A 15,681-nucleotide genomic window follows, 5' to 3' on the forward strand; every position below is an offset into this window, starting at 1 on the left:
GCCGCATGACGCGGATATTGGTGATCGACGACGAACCGCAGATCCTTCGCGCGCTGCGGATCAACCTGAGTGTCCGCGGATACGACGTGACGACCGCGGCCAACGGCGCCGCCGCGTTACGGGCGGCCGCCGAGCGGCATCCCGACGTGATCGTGCTGGACCTCGGCCTCCCCGACATGGACGGCATCGAAGTCCTTGCCGGGCTGCGCGGTTGGTCCACGGTGCCGGTGATCGTGCTGTCCGCGCGTACCGACTCGTCGGACAAGGTCGCCGCACTCGACGCCGGCGCCGACGACTACGTCACCAAGCCGTTCGGCATGGACGAGTTCCTCGCCCGCCTTCGGGCGGCGGTCCGGCGCGGGGCGGCCGCCTCGGACGCCAACGACCCGGTGGTGGTGACCGATTCGTTCACCGTCGACCTCGCCGCGAAGAAGGTGACGAAGGCGGACGCGGAGGTCCATCTGACCCCCACCGAGTGGGGCATGCTGGAAATGCTGGTGCGCAACAAGGGCAAGCTCGTGGGACAGAAGGAACTGCTGCGGGAGGTGTGGGGACCGGCGTACGCCACCGAGACCCACTACCTCCGGGTGTATCTCGCGCAACTTCGCCGCAAACTCGAGGACGACCCCTCGAGGCCGCGACATCTCATCACCGAGGCCGGGATGGGATACCGCTTCCAGGAGTGACGTTGCGGACGGGTGCTCGACCGCCGGTCGCAGCGGCAATGGCAGGATTGGGCCATGACTGATCAGAGCCCCGAGAACAGCCACGCCACGACCGAGCTGTGGGTCGAGCGAACCGGCACCCGCCGCTACACGGGCCGCAGCTCCCGCGGGGCCGAGGTGCTGATCGGGTCGGAGTCCGTCGAAGGCGTGTTCACCCCGGGCGAGCTGCTCAAGATCGCGCTCGCGGCCTGCAGCGGAATGAGTTCGGACCTTCCGCTGTCGCGGCGCCTCGGCGACGACTACGACGCCACCGTGCGGGTCTCCGGCGCGGCCGACCGCGAGAACGAGGTCTACCCCCTCCTGGAGGAGGTGCTCGAGCTAGACCTCAGCGAACTCGACGCCGACGCACAACAGCGGCTGATCACGGTGGTGGAGAAGTCGATCGACAAGGTGTGCACGGTCGGTCGTACCCTCAAAAGCGGCACTGTCGTTCGGCTTTCGATTGAAACCGATTCGTGATCTGATAGGCGCCATGACTCTGTCCCGCGTTGCGATGGTCGGCGCCGTGGTGGCTGCCGGCGTGGTCGCCGGTGCACCACTCGCCGCCGCTCAGCCCAGCTCGGTCGCGCCCACGAGCACCGCGCCCACGAGCACCCTGCCGGTGCCCCCGCTTCCGGCTGCCGAGCTCCCGGTACAGATTCCGACACTGCCGCCGCTGCCGGTCCCGTCGCTGCCCGCCCTTCCTGCGCTGCCCGGCGCGGAGCAGACGACCGGCACCGCCCCGACCACCACCGCCGCACCCGCGTCGTCCGCGGCCCCCGCCGCGCCGATGTCTGCCGTGGCGACCACCACCGCCGCGCCGACGACAACACCGGTCGCGCCGCCCGCGTGCACGACGTGGCGGGTCAGCACCGTCGCGAGCGGATTCGGTGTGCTCGAGAACCTCGCGTTCGACGGAGACGGCGGCCTGCTGCTCTCGGAGAGCCCGGCCCTCGGCGAAGGCGCCATCCGCACCCTGACTCCCAGTGGCGAGAAGGGCACGCTGGTGTCCGGTGTGCCTTCTCCCGGCGGCATCGTCGTGGACGACGACCGCGTGGTGTTCACCACCGGCAACAACGTGATGGCCGGTCTGTACAACGGCACCAACGGCACCGTCGAGTCGGTCCGCCGCGACGGCGGGGACCGCACCACACTGGCCAGCGGGCTGACGATGCCGAACGGTCTCACCCGGCTCGAGAGCGGCGACCTGCTGGTGACCCACGCGCTGGGCAGGGAGCCGGGGCTGACCCGCGTCCCCGCCGGGAGCACGGACAAGTCCGAGACCGTGCGCAGCGACATCGGTTCGGCCAACGGCATTTTCACCTCGGGCTCGCGCGTGTACATCGGCAACACCTTCGAGAAGACCACCGAGGTGCGCATCCTCGACGCTGCGGACCTCGACGGCGACGTCACGACCGTCTCCCTCCCCGGGAACGGTCAGACGAACGCCGGAGACGACCTGACCGTCGACGCCGACGGCCGGGTGTACATGGCTCTCAACGGCGCAGGCAAAGTCGTGCGCCTCGACCCCGCGACCGGCGACAGCTGCGAGATCGCGTCCGGTCTGCCGCTGACGTCCTCGGTCCGGTTCGGCGCCGGACCCGGGTGGGACGCGGCGTCGCTGTACACGACCGGTTTCGACGGCACGGTGCACCGCCTCACGCCACCGACGAACTGACCGTGGCCGCAGTGGACGCGCAACGGGTTCGGTTGACCGCGTGGGTGCACGGCACCGTGCAGGGCGTCGGCTTCCGGTGGTGGACCCGTTCGCGGGCACTGGAACTCGGCCTGGTCGGGCACGCCACCAACCGACCCGACGGTCGCGTCCTGGTGATTGCCGAAGGACCACGCCCGGAGTGCGAAAGGCTGCTGGACCTGCTCAGATCCGGATCGACACCCGGCGTCGTCGACCTCGTCGTCGAGAGCTGGTCGGATGCGGCCGGGAACCTGGTCGGATTCGTCGAGCGCTGACCCCGTCCAGAGGGTGGGGGTGCCGCGCGGGGACCTGCACGACGTGACCTAGGGTCGGTGCGAGTGTCGACACACAGGGGGGAGGGGCCGATGGGACCCGAGGAACAGCACCCGGATGCCGGCGCCGCAGGTGAGTCCGGCTCGGGCGGATCGCAGCCGCGGTCGGGTGGTGACGACGCCCGTCCTCCGGCCGGCGGTGACGACGTCGGTCCTCCGGCCGACGGTGACGACGTCCGTCCTCCGGCCGGCGGTGACGACGTCCGTCCTCCGGCCGGCGGTGACGACGTCGGTCCTCCGGCCGACGGTGACGAGATCCGTCCTGCGGCCGGACGTATCCGCCGCCAGGAACCCGGCAAGACCACTCCTCGACCGCCGACCGTTGCCGAGGCGCGCGCCCGGGACAAGGCGCGTCGCACCCGCGAGGAGGAGGAGCGTCTCGCCGCCGAGCAGGCCGCCAAGGACGAGGCGAAGCGGCGCACCCGGCGCAAGGCCATGATCGGTGGCGTCGCCGTCGTCGGGGTCGTCGGCCTGGTCGCCCTCGGCTACTCGGTGTTGTCCTCGGACGAGGTCGAGGCCACCTGCATCGACCCCGAAACCGAGGTCGTGGTCGACGAGTCCTACTGCACCACCGGTACTCCCGGGGCGGGCGGGGTCTTCATCTACGCCGGGTCCACCTATCGCTACTACTACGGCGGCAACACGGGACCGGTCGGCACCAAGGTGTCGGGCGGGACCGTGGTCACACCGAAGGGGACCACCATCAAGACCAAGTCCGGCACCACCATCCAGCGGGGCGGCTTCGGCAGCAAGAGCAGCGGAAGCGTCGGGACCTGACGTGAGGCGACTGCGAAGCACCCCCCGTCCGCGCTGGAAGGAGACCGTCGCCGCGCAGGGCATGGTGTTCGGCACTCCGGCGCGGATGGCCGACGGCACCGACCGCCCGTACTGGGACGAGTCCGTCCACTACGAGTTCGAGATGGACGAGATCCTCGCCCTCGAAGCGGATGTCGAACTGCTGCACTCGATGTGCCTCAAGGCCGTCGACCACGTCATTCTCACGGAACGCTTTCGCGACTTCGGGCTGCCGGAGTGGACGTGGGAGCCGATCGCACAGTCGTGGCGCCGCGGCGACCCACACGTGTACGGGCGCTTCGACCTGCGCTACGACGCGCGGCGGCCGGCGAAGCTCCTCGAGTACAACGCCGACACCCCGACCACGCTGTTGGAGGCGTCGATCCTGCAGTGGCACTGGCTCACCGACACCCATCCCGGTGACGACCAGTGGAACTCGCTGCACGAGAAACTGGTCGCACGATGGGCCGAGATCCGAAGCCAACTGCCCAGTGCCGAACTGCATCTGGCGTGGTCGAGCGCGGACCTGAGCGGCGAGGACAACGTCACTGTCGCCTACATGCAGGAATGTGCGGCGGAGGCGGGGCTGGACACCGTCGCCCTCGCGATCGAGGAGATCGGCTTCGACCCCGACCTGCACCGGTTCGTCGACCTCGAGGAGGCGCCGATCTCCTCGCTGTTCAAGTTGTACCCGTGGGAGTGGATCCTCGACGACGAGTTCGGCAGGCGCGCAGTCGAACTCCTCCCCGAAACCCTGTGGGTCGAACCGCTGTGGAAGGCGATCCTGAGCAACAAGGCGATCCTCGCGGTGTTGTGGGAGATGTACCCGGGTCACCCGAACCTGCTCCCGGCGTACATCGACGACCCGCACGAGCTCACCGAGTACGTGCGCAAGCCGAAGCTCGGCCGTGAGGGCGCCAACGTTTCCATCGTCGGCGCCGGGATGGACACCGCCACCGGCGGCATCTACGGCGAGGAGGGGTTCGTCTACCAACTGCTCGATCCCCTGCCCGAATTCGACGGCATGCGACCGGCGCTCGGCGCGTGGATCGTGGGAGACGAGGCCGCCGGCCTCGGCATCCGCGAGACCGCCGGACTGGTCACCGACGACGGTGCCGCGTTCGTGCCGCATCGAATCCCGCAGGCCTGACCCACCCCCGAATCACCTCACGATCCGACGAAGGAGCATCACGATGACCACTGCGGTGGTAGCCCTCGGCAGCGACTACTGGTCCACCCTCGGCCGGGGCGTCTCGGCGATCGTGCTGTACGCGATCCTCGGGCTCGTCCTGATGGTCCTCGGCTTCTTCGCGATCGACTGGACGACCCCCGGTCACCTGCGGACGCTGGTTCGGGAGGGGCGACCGAATGCCGCCGTGGTCACCGCGTCCGGCATGGTCAGCATGGCGCTGATCGTCGTGCTGGCGATCTACGCCTCGTCCGGCAAGCTGGTTGAGGGCCTGATCTACAGCGCGGTGTTCGGCCTGGTGGGCATCGCCGCACAGGTGATCTCCGTGCGACTCGTCGAACTGGTGACGGCCATCGACATCGGCGAGGTCCTCGTCCGCGACCGGTTCACGCCCGAGGTCCTCGTGGTCGCCGCCGCCCACCTGGCGCTGGGACTGGTCGTCGCGGTCGCGATCCTCTAGCGAATACCGGTAGGTCTCGGTCGAGTACACCGTCCGATCTCGATCGGGGCACGCCTCGGGCGAAACACCAGTCCCACCTGTAACACTGTCCGGTGGGTCGGGTCAACACCGAGCTACACATTCGTCGAACGGTGGTGGGTGGCGTCCGAGCGGGCGCGGCCGTCGTCCGCGGTTCGGCGAGGGGGAAAGGTCTTCGCCGATGTCGAGAGCAGGATGGTCCCGTCGGATCGGACGCGGGTTGCGGACGCTGGCCGCGACGACGGTCGTCGCGGGCGTGATCGCCGGAACGGCGGGCGGCGCGGTCGCCGGTGCCGCCCCGATCACGCACCGAGCGCCGTGGGGTGGCTACGAAGAGGTCTGGGTGCCCTCGGACATGGGCCCGGTCAAGGTGCAGATCCAGTGGGCCAGGCGCGGCGGCAACGCGGCGCTGTACCTGCTCGACGGCATGCGGGCGCGCAACGACTACAACGCCTGGGCGCACGACACCAACGCCCTCGCCCAGTACGGGAAAGACAACGTCACGCTGGTGATGCCGGTGGGCGGGGAATCCTCCTTCTACAGCGACTGGCTGGCGCCGTCGAACTTCAACGGGCAGCAGACCGCCTACCGGTGGGAGACCTTCCTGACGAAGAACCTCCCGGACTACCTGGCGACGCGCGGTGTCTCGCGCTCCAACAACGGCGTGCTCGGCCTGTCGATGGGCGGCTCCGCGGCACTGACGCTGGCGGCCTACCACCGCGACCAGTTCAGGTTCGCCGGCTCGCTGTCCGGGTACCTGAACATCTCGGCGCCCGGCATGCGCGAGGCGATCCGCGTCGCGATGCTCGACGCCGGCCGCTTCAACGTCGACTCGATGTGGGGCCCGCCGTGGAGCAGGGCGTGGCTGCGCAACGACCCGTTCGTGTTCGCCCCACAGCTGCGGGGTCTGTCGCTGTACGTGTCGGCCGCCAGCGGCCTGCCCGGCCAGTTCGACCACCCGAGCGCGCCGATCGACTACTACCACATGGCCAATGCGATGGGACTCGAGGCGCTCGCGCTCGCCAACAGCAGGGCCTTCCAGGTACGGCTGGACACCCTCGGTGTCCCGGCGACCTACAGCTTCCCGGCGAACGGTGTCCACTCCTGGCCGTACTGGGAGTCCGAGCTGTGGAAGGCCCGCCCGCAGATCCTGAACGCGCTGAACGCCTGGTGACGTGAGACCCCGGGTTCCCGGACCGATCCGGGAACTCGGGGAGGGAAGGGGTTTCGGCTCGTGGTCAGTGCCGGCCCGCGTCGACGCGTTCCTCGGCCGGGAGTCCGCGTGCGACGGTGTCGCCGTCGAAGAATGCGGGTTCGCGGCGCTTGCACCACCACATCAGCGGCAGGCCGACGAGCATCGAGCCGACCCCGAGCAGGAACACCCCGCCGACCTGCCAGTGCGGGGCGAACGGCAGGGTCCACGCCGTCTCGCCGTAGTCGGCGGCGAACGACGTCACCGTCGTCCATCCGGCCGCGAACAGCAGCATCGCCCCACCGGTCAGGGGGAGCAGCACCTGCAGCCATGCCTTCCGGCCGCCCTCGCGCAGGGTGTCGCGGTACAGCCACGCGCAGGCCAGCCCCGTCATCCCGTAGTAGAAGCCGACCGCGATACCGATCGCCGCGACGGAGTCGTAGATCAGGTCGCCCGCCGCGATGAAGTTGAACACCACGTAGAGGGCCGCTGACACGCCGCCCATCGCCAGCGTCGACACCGTCGGTGTCCGGAACCGCGGATGCACACTCGCGAAGGACGCGGGCAGCGCCTTGAACACGCCCATCGACAGCGTGGTGCGCGCCGTCGGGAGGATCGTGGTCTGTGTGGACGCGATCGCCGAGGTCAGGATCATGAGCAGCAGCACGTGCACGAGGAACGCCCCGACCGGTCCGTCCCCGAACACCGCGGTGCCGAGGGCGGCGAAGAAGTCGTCGAAGTGCTCGGGGTTGGCCAATCCGGTGCCGTCGTCGCCGACACCGGCGAACGACTGAGCGGCGATGGTCACCAGCACGTACAGGGCGACCAGCACGACTGTGGAGATCACAGCGGACCGGCCCGGGGTGTGCCTCGCGTCGACGGTTTCCTCGTTGACCGAGACCACCGAGTCCCAGCCCCAGTAGATGAAGACCATCAGCAGGATCGCGTTGACGAAGGTGGAGAAGGAGCCGATTTCGAAGGGGTTGAACCAACTCCACTGGGGTGTCAGGGCCGCCTCGCCCGCGCGGCCCAGCCACACCCGAACCAGTGCGACCACCGCGAACACCACGAGCGCCACGAACTCCACCGTGAGCAGCAGTCGCTGGATCCGGGCGGAGAGTTCGATGCCGCGGAAACACAGCCACGACATCGCGAGCATGAACACGACGCCGAGCACGAGGACCGCGATGTGTGTCGGATCGTGTCCGATGCCGTCCGCGCCCAACAACAGGAAGGTGTACTGTCCGGCGACCTGGGCCATGCTCGCCATCACCAGCACGTCGGCGACGACGATGGCCCAGCCGCACATCCAGCCCCAGGACGGGCCGAACGCGCGGGTCGCCCACACGAAGGTGGTGCCGCAGTCGGGTTCGACGCGGTTGAGTTGCTGATACCCGAACGCGGCGAACAGGATCGGGACGAACGCCAGCAGTGCGATGACCGGCGCCTGCAGGCCGACCGCGGCCACCACCAGGCCGAGCGTCGCGGCGATGCTGTACGCCGGTCCGGCCGACGCGACCCCGATCACCACACTGGACGTCAGGGTCAGTGCCCCCGACCGCAGCCCCTTGTCCGGGACGCCCGCGTCAACATGCTTTGCGGCCGGCGCCGCCTCATCGATCACTGGCGGCAGCTTAGGGCACGTCTCCCGCTTGCTGTTTCGGCGCCCCTCGCCCCGGATCGCGCCGCTGTGTCGGCGGCGCCGACCCCGGTGTCCGACCGAGGCCGTGGGGTGACTGCATCCGATGCTCCGCCGGAGTATTGCCGCATCGAAATGTAGTAGGTATGCTACATAAAATCGAAGGTTGATTATGGGGAGGGGTCATGGGTTCGAGGGACGGTGTTGTGCTCGATGTCGACGCTGTGCGAATGCGATACGGAGACACCGACGTTCTGCGCGGGGTGACCTTCCAGGCGCGCCGCGGTGAGGTGCTGGTCATGCTCGGCCCCAACGGGGCGGGCAAGACGACCACCATCGAGATACTGGAGGGCTTCCGCACTCGGTCGGCGGGTGGCGTCACCGTCCTCGGTGTCGATCCGGAACACGGCGACGAACGCTGGCGCGCCCGGGTGGGTGTCGTCCTGCAGTCCTGGCGCGACCACGCCAAGTGGCGCGTGCGCGATCTGCTCGAGCACATCGCCGTGTTCTATCGCCCATACCTCGGTGAACGATTCCAACAGCCTTGGGACACAACTGAACTCATCGACCTTGTCGGGCTGTCCGGTCAGGCGGGAGCCAAGATCGGCACGTTGTCCGGTGGTCAACGGCGCCGGCTGGATGTGGCGATCGGGATCGTCGGCCGTCCGGAGTTGTTGTTCATGGACGAACCCACCGCGGGCTTCGACCCCGCGGCCCGCCGTGACTTCCACGACCTCGTGCACCGACTGGCCGATCTCGAGGACACGACGGTACTGCTCACCACCCATGACCTGGACGAAGCGGAGAAGATCGCGGACCGGATCCTGATCCTCGCGGGCGGGTGCATCGTCGCCGACGGCTCGCCCGACGAGCTGACCCGCGCGATCGCAGGTGAGGCGGAGGTGCGCTGGACCGTCGACGACCAGCGCTTCGTGCACACCACCACCGAGTCGACGAAGTTCGTCCACGAACTGTTCAAACAGCACGGCGATTCCATCGGCGAACTGGAGGTGCGCCGCGCCTCGCTGGAGGACACCTACATGGCCCTGGTCCGCCGCCACGAGTCCGGCGACGCCCCGACCGGGGTGCCCACACTCTCGGAGGTCGCACGATGAACCCCACGTCCAATGCGGTCCGGGCGGGCTTCACTCGCGGATGGATCGAGCTTCGTCAACTGTTCACCGCCGCCCCCGACCTGATCGGTCAGTTCCTGACGCCGGCCATCGCACTGGTCGTGCTCTACCTGCTGCGCAATCGCGGGTACCCGGGTGGCGAGCTCTCCGTCGCGGAACTGGCGCTGCCCGGGTTGATCGGGTCGATCATCGTGTTCAACGGTCTGTTCGCGATCACCAACGTGCTCGTCCTCGACAGGGAGGACGGAACGCTGTTGCGGGCCAAGGCGGTGCCGGGCGGCATGATCGGCTACGTCGTCGGCAAGATCGTCTCCGCCGCGGGATCCGTTGTCGTGCAGGTGGCTGTCGTGCTGGCGGCAGGGATGGCGATCATCGGCGGGTCCTCGCTCGACGGGGCCGCGGCGTGGCTGACGTTCGTCTGGGTTCTGCTGCTCAGCCTGCTCGCCGCGCTGCCGGTCGGGGCGATTCTCGGCGCCGTCCTCGACGGACCGCGCGCGACGTTCCTGCTGACGATGCCGCTCATGGGACTCGTTGCGATCTCCGGCATCTTCTACCCGATCACCGCGTTGCCGGGCTGGCTGCAGGGCGTGGCACAGGTGTTCCCGATCTACTGGAGCGGTCTCGGAATGCGCTCGGCGCTGCTGCCTCCCGAGGCGGTCTCCATCGAGATCGGCGAGTCCTGGCGGCACATCGAGACGGCTGCCGTGCTCGGCGTCTGGGCCGTCGCAGGGCTGCTGATCGCGCCGGTAGTGTTGCGGCGCATGGCGCGTCACGAATCAGGATCGAGTATGGCGGCACGGCGAGAGAAGGCGATGCAGCGTGCCTTCTGAGGTCATCTACAACCGCATCGCGATGCTGCGTGCCGAGCGGGGCATCTCGCGGCGGGAGTTGGCCGAGGCGCTGGGCGTCCACTATCAGACGGTCGGGTACCTCGAACGCGGCGAGTACAGCCCCAGCCTGCACCTCGCTCTGCGGATCGCCGCGTACTTCGAGGTGGCCGTCGAGGTCGTGTTCTCGACCGAGCCCTTTCCCCGACTGGGCTCGGGTGCGGAGACCGCCTGACGTCGGCTGAAATTGCGCCGTGATCGGGGTGGGAGGAGGCTGGGACCGTCCACTGGCTGCCGGTGGCATCCGGCAGTCCAGGCCGCACCGACCGCCCCAGGAGCTGTGATGAGCGTCGTCTCCACGAACCAACCGCTGGGCACCCCCACCTGGATCGACCTGGGCATCCCCGATCTCGATCGGGCGATGTCGTTCTACGGGGCGGTCTTCGGCTGGGAATTCGACATCGGCCCCGAGGAGGCGGGGCGCTACACGATGTGCCTGCTGCGGGGCAAGAAGGTCGCCGCGTTGATGCCCAATCCCGATCCGGTGGCAACGGAATTCTGGTGGAGCGTCTATCTGGCCACTGCCGACGTGGACGAAACGGTCGCGCGGGCCACCGACGCGGGTGGCATCGTGCTGGCGGAGCCGATGGACGTGATGGGCGAGGGACGGATGGCGATCGTGCGGGATCCCTCCGGCGCACAGTTCGGACTGTGGCAGGGCTTCGCACACGTCGGCTGCGAACTGGTCAACGAGCCGAACACCCTGCTCCGCAACGATCTGGTGACGCCCAACCCGGGCCCGGCCCGGACCTTCTACTCCGCGGTGTTCGACTTCACACTGGACGGGAACGATGACCTGCCCGGTATGGACTTCACGTTCCTCCGCCGACCCGACGGGCACGAGATCGGGGGCATCCTCGGCGACCCGACCGCGTCCGGATCGGCCTGGGGCACGCTGTTCCAGGTCGTCGACGCCGACAAGGCAGTCGCCGCCGCCCGCGCCGCCGGTGGCACCGCGAAGAATGCGACGGACATGAAGTACGGGCGAACCGCGGAGATCACCGATCCGTTCGGTGCGACGTTCACCGTGGGTGCCCCGTTGCCGGGAGTGCACGAGGGGTAGGCGCGGGAACGCAATCGCGGAATCGGTCGGTGGGGTGCCGTAATCTAAGCCGCTGTGCACCTCAAGAGTCTGACGCTGAAAGGATTCAAGTCCTTCGCCTCCGCGACGACTCTGCGGTTCGAACCCGGCATCACCTGTGTCGTCGGTCCCAACGGATCCGGGAAGTCGAACATTCTCGACGCCCTGACCTGGGTGATGGGGGAGCAGGGCGCCAAGGCGTTGCGCGGCGGCAAGATGGAGGACGTCATCTTCGCCGGCACCACCGGCCGGGCGGCGCTCGGCCGCGCCGAGGTGACGTTGACGATCGACAACAGCGACGGCGCGCTGCCGATCGAGTACTCCGAGGTGTCGATCACGCGGCGGATGTTCCGCGACGGTGCCGGCGAGTACGAGATCAACGGCACGTCCTGTCGTCTGATGGACGTGCAGGAACTGCTGTCCGACTCCGGCATCGGCCGGGAGATGCACGTGATCGTCGGGCAGGGCAGGCTCGCGGCGATCCTCGAATCCCGGCCCGAGGATCGGCGGGCGTTCATCGAGGAGGCCGCCGGCGTCCTCAAACACCGCAAACGCAAGGAAAAGGCGGTCCGCAAGCTCGACTCGATGCAGGCGAACCTGGCTCGCCTGACCGACCTGACCGCCGAACTGCGGCGCCAGCTCAAACCGCTCGGCAGGCAGGCCGAGGTGGCGCGCCGCGCGCAGACCGTGCAGGCCGACCTCCGCGACGCCCGGTTGCGACTGGCCGCCGACGACCTGGTGACCCGCCGCACCGAGCTGGCCTCCCAGTCGGAGAACGAGGCGGTCGTCCGCGCCCAGCAGGAACACGTGCAGGCCGAACTGGAGGCCGGGTCCGCGGAACTCGGCTCCCACGAGCAGGCTCTCGCCCGGCTCACCCCGGGGGCCGAGGCCGCGGGCCAGACCTGGTTCCAGCTTTCGGCGCTCGCCGAACGTGTCGGAGCCACGGTCCGGATCGCCACCGACCGGGCCCGGCACCTCGACGGCGATCCGGTCGCGCATCGGGGCCAGGACCCGGACCAGATGGAGGCCCAGGCCGATCGGGTCGCCGCCGAGGAACTGGAACTGCAGGAGGCGGTCGAGATCGCGCGGGCGACCCTCGACGCCGCGAAGGAACAGCTCGCCGAGTACGAGGAGGCATCGGCCGCCGCCGAGCGGGCCCACCTGGCCGCGGTCCGTGCCGTGGCCGACCGGCGCGAAGGTCTTGCCCGGCTGTCCGGCCAGGTCGACACCCTGCGCACCCGCGCCGATTCGGTCGACGCCGAGGTGGCCCGGCTGACGCTCGCGATCGACGACGCCCGCGCCCGCGGCGACGCGGCCCAGGCCGAATTCGAATCGGTGCAGGAACGAATCGACGAACTCGACGCCGGTGAGCTGGGCCTGGATTCGCACCACGAACGGTCGGTCACCGCGCTCGAGTCGGCGAGCGCGCGGGTCACCGAACTGCAGGACGCCGAACGCGCCGCAGGTCAGGAGGTTGCCTCGCTGCGGGCCCGGATCGACGCCCTGGCGATCGGCCTGCAGCAGAAGGACGGCGCCGCCTGGCTGCTCGAACACCGGTCCGGTGACGGGCTGGCCGGGCCGCTCGCCGGGCTGTTGCGCATCACTCCCGGGTACGAGGTGGCGATCGCGGCCGCCCTCGGACCGGCCGCCGAGGCCGTCGCCGCCGAGTCCGCCGGCGCCGCGCACGCCGCCGTGTCGGCCCTGGAACAGGCCGACGGGGGACGGGCGGCACTGGTGGTCGCCGACACCCCGGTCGCAGGGACGGCGCCGGCCGGGCTGCCCGCCGGGGCGCGCGCCGCGCTCGAACTGGTCGAGCACCCGGAATCGATGCGGGGCGCGCTCACCGCGCTCCTCGGGTCGGTGGTGGTCGTCGACGACCTCGGGTCGGCGGCAGAAGTCGTCGCGGCCGGGCCGCAGTGGCGTGCCGTCACGCGGACCGGCGACCTGGCGGGGGCCGGCTGGGTGATCGGCGGCTCCGACCGCAGGCCCTCGACGCTCGAGGTGCAGTCCGCGATCGACCAGTCCACGGTCGCGCTGGGCGAGGCCGAGCGTCGGTCCGAGGACCTGACCGCCGCACTGGCGGGCGCGCTGGCCGAACAGGCGGATCGCGCCGAGACCGCGGAAGAGGCGCTCGCCGCGTTGCACGAGTCCGACGCCGCGATGTCCGCGATCTACGAACAGCTCGGCAGGCTCGGGCAGGTGGCCCGCGCCGCACACGCCGAGTCCGATCGGCTCACCGCGCAGCGCACGGCCGCCGAGACCGGGCGCGAGGACGCGATCACGGCGCTGCGGGACCTCGAGGAACGGCTCACCCTCGCGCAGCAGGAGCAGTCCGGCGACGGCACCGAGGTGGGCACGGACAGCGGGGAGCGCGAGGCCGCGGCCGCCGCGCTGGCCGAGGTGCGCGCCGTCGAGGTCGAGTCGCGGCTGTCGCTGCGCACCGCGGAGGAGCGTGCGGAATCGGTGCGCGGCAAGGCCGACGGGCTGCGCCGCGCCGCCCGTGCCGAACGCGAATCGCGGGCGCGGGCCGAGCGGGCGATGGCGGCGCGCAAGAACGCCGCCGCGGTCGCCGCCGCGGTCGCCGAGTCCGGAGCGAAGGTCGCCGCCCACCTGGACACCGTCGTCGCCGCGGCCCTCGCACACCGCGACGACCTGACCCGTCAACGCACCGATCGCGCACAGCAGGTCGAGACCGTCAAGGAACGGGTCCGGCAGCTCACTGCGCAGCTGACCGCCCTCACCGACGCCGTGCACCGCGACGAGGTGGCCCGCGCGCAGGCCGCGACCCGCATCGAACAGCTCGAGGCCGCGATCTCCGAACAGCACGGCATCGGCCTCGACGACCTGGTCGCGGAGTACGGGCCGGATGTGCCGCTGCCGCCGTCGCCGCTCGAGATCGCCGAGTACGAACAGGCCCGCGAGCGCGGGGAAGCGGTGGTCGCGCCCGCGCCGATGCCGTACGACCGGGCGAGTCAGGAGCGGCGGGCCAAGCGTGCGGAGAAGGACCTCGCCACGCTCGGCAAGGTCAACCCTCTGGCGCTCGAGGAGTTCGCGGCACTGGAGGAGCGCTACAACTTCCTGTCCACGCAGCTCGAGGACGTGAAGAACGCCCGCAAGGATCTGCTCGGGGTGGTCGCCGACGTCGACGCCCGCATCCTGCAGGTGTTCACCGAGGCCTACGCGGACGTCGAACGCGAGTTCGTGCAGGTGTTCGCGAAGCTGTTCCCCGGTGGCGAGGGCCGACTGGTCCTCACCGACCCGGGCGACATGCTCACCACCGGCATCGAGGTCGAGGCCCGCCCGCCCGGCAAGAAGGTCAAGCGGCTGTCGCTGCTCTCCGGCGGCGAGAAGTCGCTCACCGCGGTCGCGATGCTGGTCGCAATCTTCCGGGCCCGGCCGTCCCCGTTCTACGTGATGGACGAGGTCGAGGCGGCGCTCGACGACACCAACCTGCGCCGGCTGATCGGGCTGTTCGAGCAGCTGAGGGAGAAGTCCCAGCTGATCGTGATCACCCACCAGAAGCCGACCATGGAGATCGCGGACGCCCTGTACGGCGTCAGCATGCGCGGCGACGGCATCACCCAGGTGATCTCGCAGCGCCTGCGTGGACAGAACCTCGCGGCAGCAGAGCCCGTCCCGGACCCGGCCTGACGGGTGAGCCACCCCCCCGGAACCACCGAATGTGGGATTCGGTCACTTCACGTGACCGAATCCCACATTCGGTGAAAAGGGGTCTAACAGGGGGCGGCCCGGGTCACCCGAGCCGGCGGAGGTCGGGATAGTTGGACAGCTCCCAGCCGCCGTCGACGACCAGGCTCGCGCCGGTGACATAGGTTGCGTCGTCGCTGGCCAGGTAGAGGCACGGCCCGGCGATCTCCTCGGGCGTGGCCGCCCGCGCCACCGGGATGCGTTCGAGGAACATCTCGTGCGCGGGCTCGTACGCCATCACCGGGGCGACCAGCGGCGTGTCGACCAGCCCCGGAAGCACTACGTTCACCCGGATTCCGTCGGGGGCCAGCTCGACCGCCGCCGTCTTGCTGAACATTTCCGCGCCGGCCTTGCCCGTCGAGTAGGGGCTGCCCGCCGGCATCGGCACGTGGGCGTTGAGTGATGCGACGTTCACGATCGCGCCGCCGCGACCGCCTGCGCGCATGTGCCTGGCCTCATGCTTGGTGCACAGGAACACGCCCTTCTGCACGAGGTCGACGGTGAAGTCCCAGTCCGCCTCGTCGAGGTCGACGATCGCACCGACGCGGGAAGCGCCCGCGACGTTGAACGCGAGGTCCACCCGGCCGAACCTCGACGCCGCGGCGGCGAGAGCGGATTCGACCTCCGCCTCCACGGTCACATCGGCAGGGGTGGGCAGAAACGCGTTGCCGAACTCCTCCGCCATCCGCTCGAGGCGATCGGTCGCGAGGTCGATGCCCGCCACCGTCGCGCCCTCGGCGAGCAGCCGCGACGCGATCGCCTCGCCGATACCGGATGCTGCCCCGGTGACCACGGCGGTCCGCCCGGAAAATCGTCCACTGCTCACAGAATCGCCTCCATTTCGGTT

15 protein-coding genes are annotated in these 15,681 nt (G+C 69.7%); 13 read left to right on the forward strand and 2 right to left on the reverse strand.

Features of this window, described 5'->3' with window-relative positions; all coding sequences use genetic code 11:
- The first annotated feature begins 5 nt into the window (after positions 1-5).
- From ACWDUM_RS13730 to ACWDUM_RS13765, 8 genes are all read left to right on the forward strand, one after another.
- Entirely contained in the window at positions 6-686 is a 681-nt protein-coding gene (locus ACWDUM_RS13730; RefSeq protein WP_450112233.1) for a response regulator, read from the forward strand.
- Between the two features lie 54 nt (positions 687-740).
- Positions 741-1,184: an OsmC family protein gene (locus ACWDUM_RS13735; protein ID WP_450112255.1), complete on the forward strand. Its 444-nt coding sequence runs from the start codon at positions 741-743 to the stop codon at positions 1,182-1,184.
- Positions 1,185-1,197: 13 nt separating this feature from the next.
- On the forward strand, positions 1,198-2,382 hold the full coding sequence (locus ACWDUM_RS13740; RefSeq protein ID WP_450134392.1) for an SMP-30/gluconolactonase/LRE family protein: 1,185 nt from the start codon (positions 1,198-1,200) through the stop codon (positions 2,380-2,382).
- Between the two features lie 2 nt (positions 2,383-2,384).
- Entirely contained in the window at positions 2,385-2,675 is a 291-nt protein-coding gene (locus ACWDUM_RS13745) for an acylphosphatase (protein ID WP_450112235.1), read from the forward strand.
- Between the two features lie 333 nt (positions 2,676-3,008).
- Positions 3,009-3,509, forward strand: a complete 501-nt coding sequence (locus ACWDUM_RS13750) for a hypothetical protein (RefSeq protein WP_450134735.1) — start codon at positions 3,009-3,011, stop codon at positions 3,507-3,509.
- A gap of 1 nt (position 3,510) precedes the next feature.
- Positions 3,511-4,677, forward strand: coding sequence for a glutathionylspermidine synthase family protein (locus ACWDUM_RS13755; protein ID WP_450112236.1), 1,167 nt, complete (start codon positions 3,511-3,513; stop codon positions 4,675-4,677).
- A 43-nt stretch (positions 4,678-4,720) separates the two neighbouring features.
- Positions 4,721-5,176, forward strand: coding sequence for a DUF350 domain-containing protein (locus ACWDUM_RS13760; protein ID WP_450112237.1), 456 nt, complete (start codon positions 4,721-4,723; stop codon positions 5,174-5,176).
- Positions 5,177-5,375: 199 nt separating this feature from the next.
- Positions 5,376-6,368 carry an alpha/beta hydrolase gene (locus ACWDUM_RS13765; protein WP_450134393.1) on the forward strand — a complete coding sequence of 331 codons (993 nt, stop codon included), beginning with the start codon at positions 5,376-5,378 and terminating at the stop codon, positions 6,366-6,368.
- Between the two features lie 64 nt (positions 6,369-6,432).
- On the opposite strand, the gene ACWDUM_RS13770 is transcribed toward ACWDUM_RS13765, so the two are convergent.
- Positions 6,433-8,010, reverse strand: a complete 1,578-nt coding sequence (locus tag ACWDUM_RS13770) for an APC family permease (protein WP_450134394.1) — start codon at positions 8,008-8,010, stop codon at positions 6,433-6,435.
- A gap of 245 nt (positions 8,011-8,255) precedes the next feature.
- Between ACWDUM_RS13770 and ACWDUM_RS13775 the strand changes: the two genes are divergently transcribed.
- The 5 genes from ACWDUM_RS13775 (at position 8,256) to smc (ending at position 14,777) form a co-directional block, all read left to right on the forward strand.
- A complete protein-coding gene (locus tag ACWDUM_RS13775; RefSeq protein WP_450134395.1) occupies positions 8,256-9,140 on the forward strand; it encodes an ABC transporter ATP-binding protein in 885 nt (294 codons plus the stop codon).
- Entirely contained in the window at positions 9,137-9,988 is an 852-nt protein-coding gene (locus ACWDUM_RS13780; RefSeq protein ID WP_450134396.1) for an ABC transporter permease, read from the forward strand. The genes ACWDUM_RS13775 and ACWDUM_RS13780 overlap by 4 nt, the downstream gene beginning before the upstream one ends.
- Positions 9,978-10,220 (forward strand): helix-turn-helix transcriptional regulator, encoded by a 243-nt coding sequence (locus tag ACWDUM_RS13785; RefSeq protein WP_450112242.1) that lies wholly within the window; start codon positions 9,978-9,980, stop codon positions 10,218-10,220. The genes ACWDUM_RS13780 and ACWDUM_RS13785 overlap by 11 nt, the downstream gene beginning before the upstream one ends.
- Before the next feature lie 108 nt (positions 10,221-10,328).
- Positions 10,329-11,108 carry a VOC family protein gene (locus ACWDUM_RS13790; RefSeq protein WP_450134397.1) on the forward strand — a complete coding sequence of 260 codons (780 nt, stop codon included), beginning with the start codon at positions 10,329-10,331 and terminating at the stop codon, positions 11,106-11,108.
- A 54-nt stretch (positions 11,109-11,162) separates the two neighbouring features.
- A complete protein-coding gene (gene smc / locus ACWDUM_RS13795; protein ID WP_450134398.1) occupies positions 11,163-14,777 on the forward strand; it encodes a chromosome segregation protein SMC in 3,615 nt (1,204 codons plus the stop codon).
- Positions 14,778-14,880: 103 nt separating this feature from the next.
- Here the strand turns inward: smc and ACWDUM_RS13800 are convergent, their stop codons facing one another.
- Positions 14,881-15,660, reverse strand: a complete 780-nt coding sequence (locus ACWDUM_RS13800) for an SDR family NAD(P)-dependent oxidoreductase (protein WP_450134399.1) — start codon at positions 15,658-15,660, stop codon at positions 14,881-14,883.
- Positions 15,661-15,681: the final 21 nt, after the last annotated feature.

It is taken from the genome of Rhodococcus sp. NPDC003322 (assembly GCF_053589555.1).

Coding starts and splice junctions, on each gene's coding strand:
- ACWDUM_RS13735 (WP_450112255.1), top strand. CDS start 741: ATGACTGATCAGAGCCCCGAGAACAGCCACGCCACGACCGAGCTGTGG.
- ACWDUM_RS13790 (WP_450134397.1), top strand. CDS start 10,329: ATGAGCGTCGTCTCCACGAACCAACCGCTGGGCACCCCCACCTGGATC.
- ACWDUM_RS13780 (WP_450134396.1), top strand. CDS start 9,137: ATGAACCCCACGTCCAATGCGGTCCGGGCGGGCTTCACTCGCGGATGG.
- ACWDUM_RS13730 (WP_450112233.1), top strand. CDS start 6: ATGACGCGGATATTGGTGATCGACGACGAACCGCAGATCCTTCGCGCG.
- ACWDUM_RS13760 (WP_450112237.1), top strand. CDS start 4,721: ATGACCACTGCGGTGGTAGCCCTCGGCAGCGACTACTGGTCCACCCTC.
- ACWDUM_RS13765 (WP_450134393.1), top strand. CDS start 5,376: ATGTCGAGAGCAGGATGGTCCCGTCGGATCGGACGCGGGTTGCGGACG.
- ACWDUM_RS13775 (WP_450134395.1), top strand. CDS start 8,256: ATGCGATACGGAGACACCGACGTTCTGCGCGGGGTGACCTTCCAGGCG.
- ACWDUM_RS13740 (WP_450134392.1), top strand. CDS start 1,198: ATGACTCTGTCCCGCGTTGCGATGGTCGGCGCCGTGGTGGCTGCCGGC.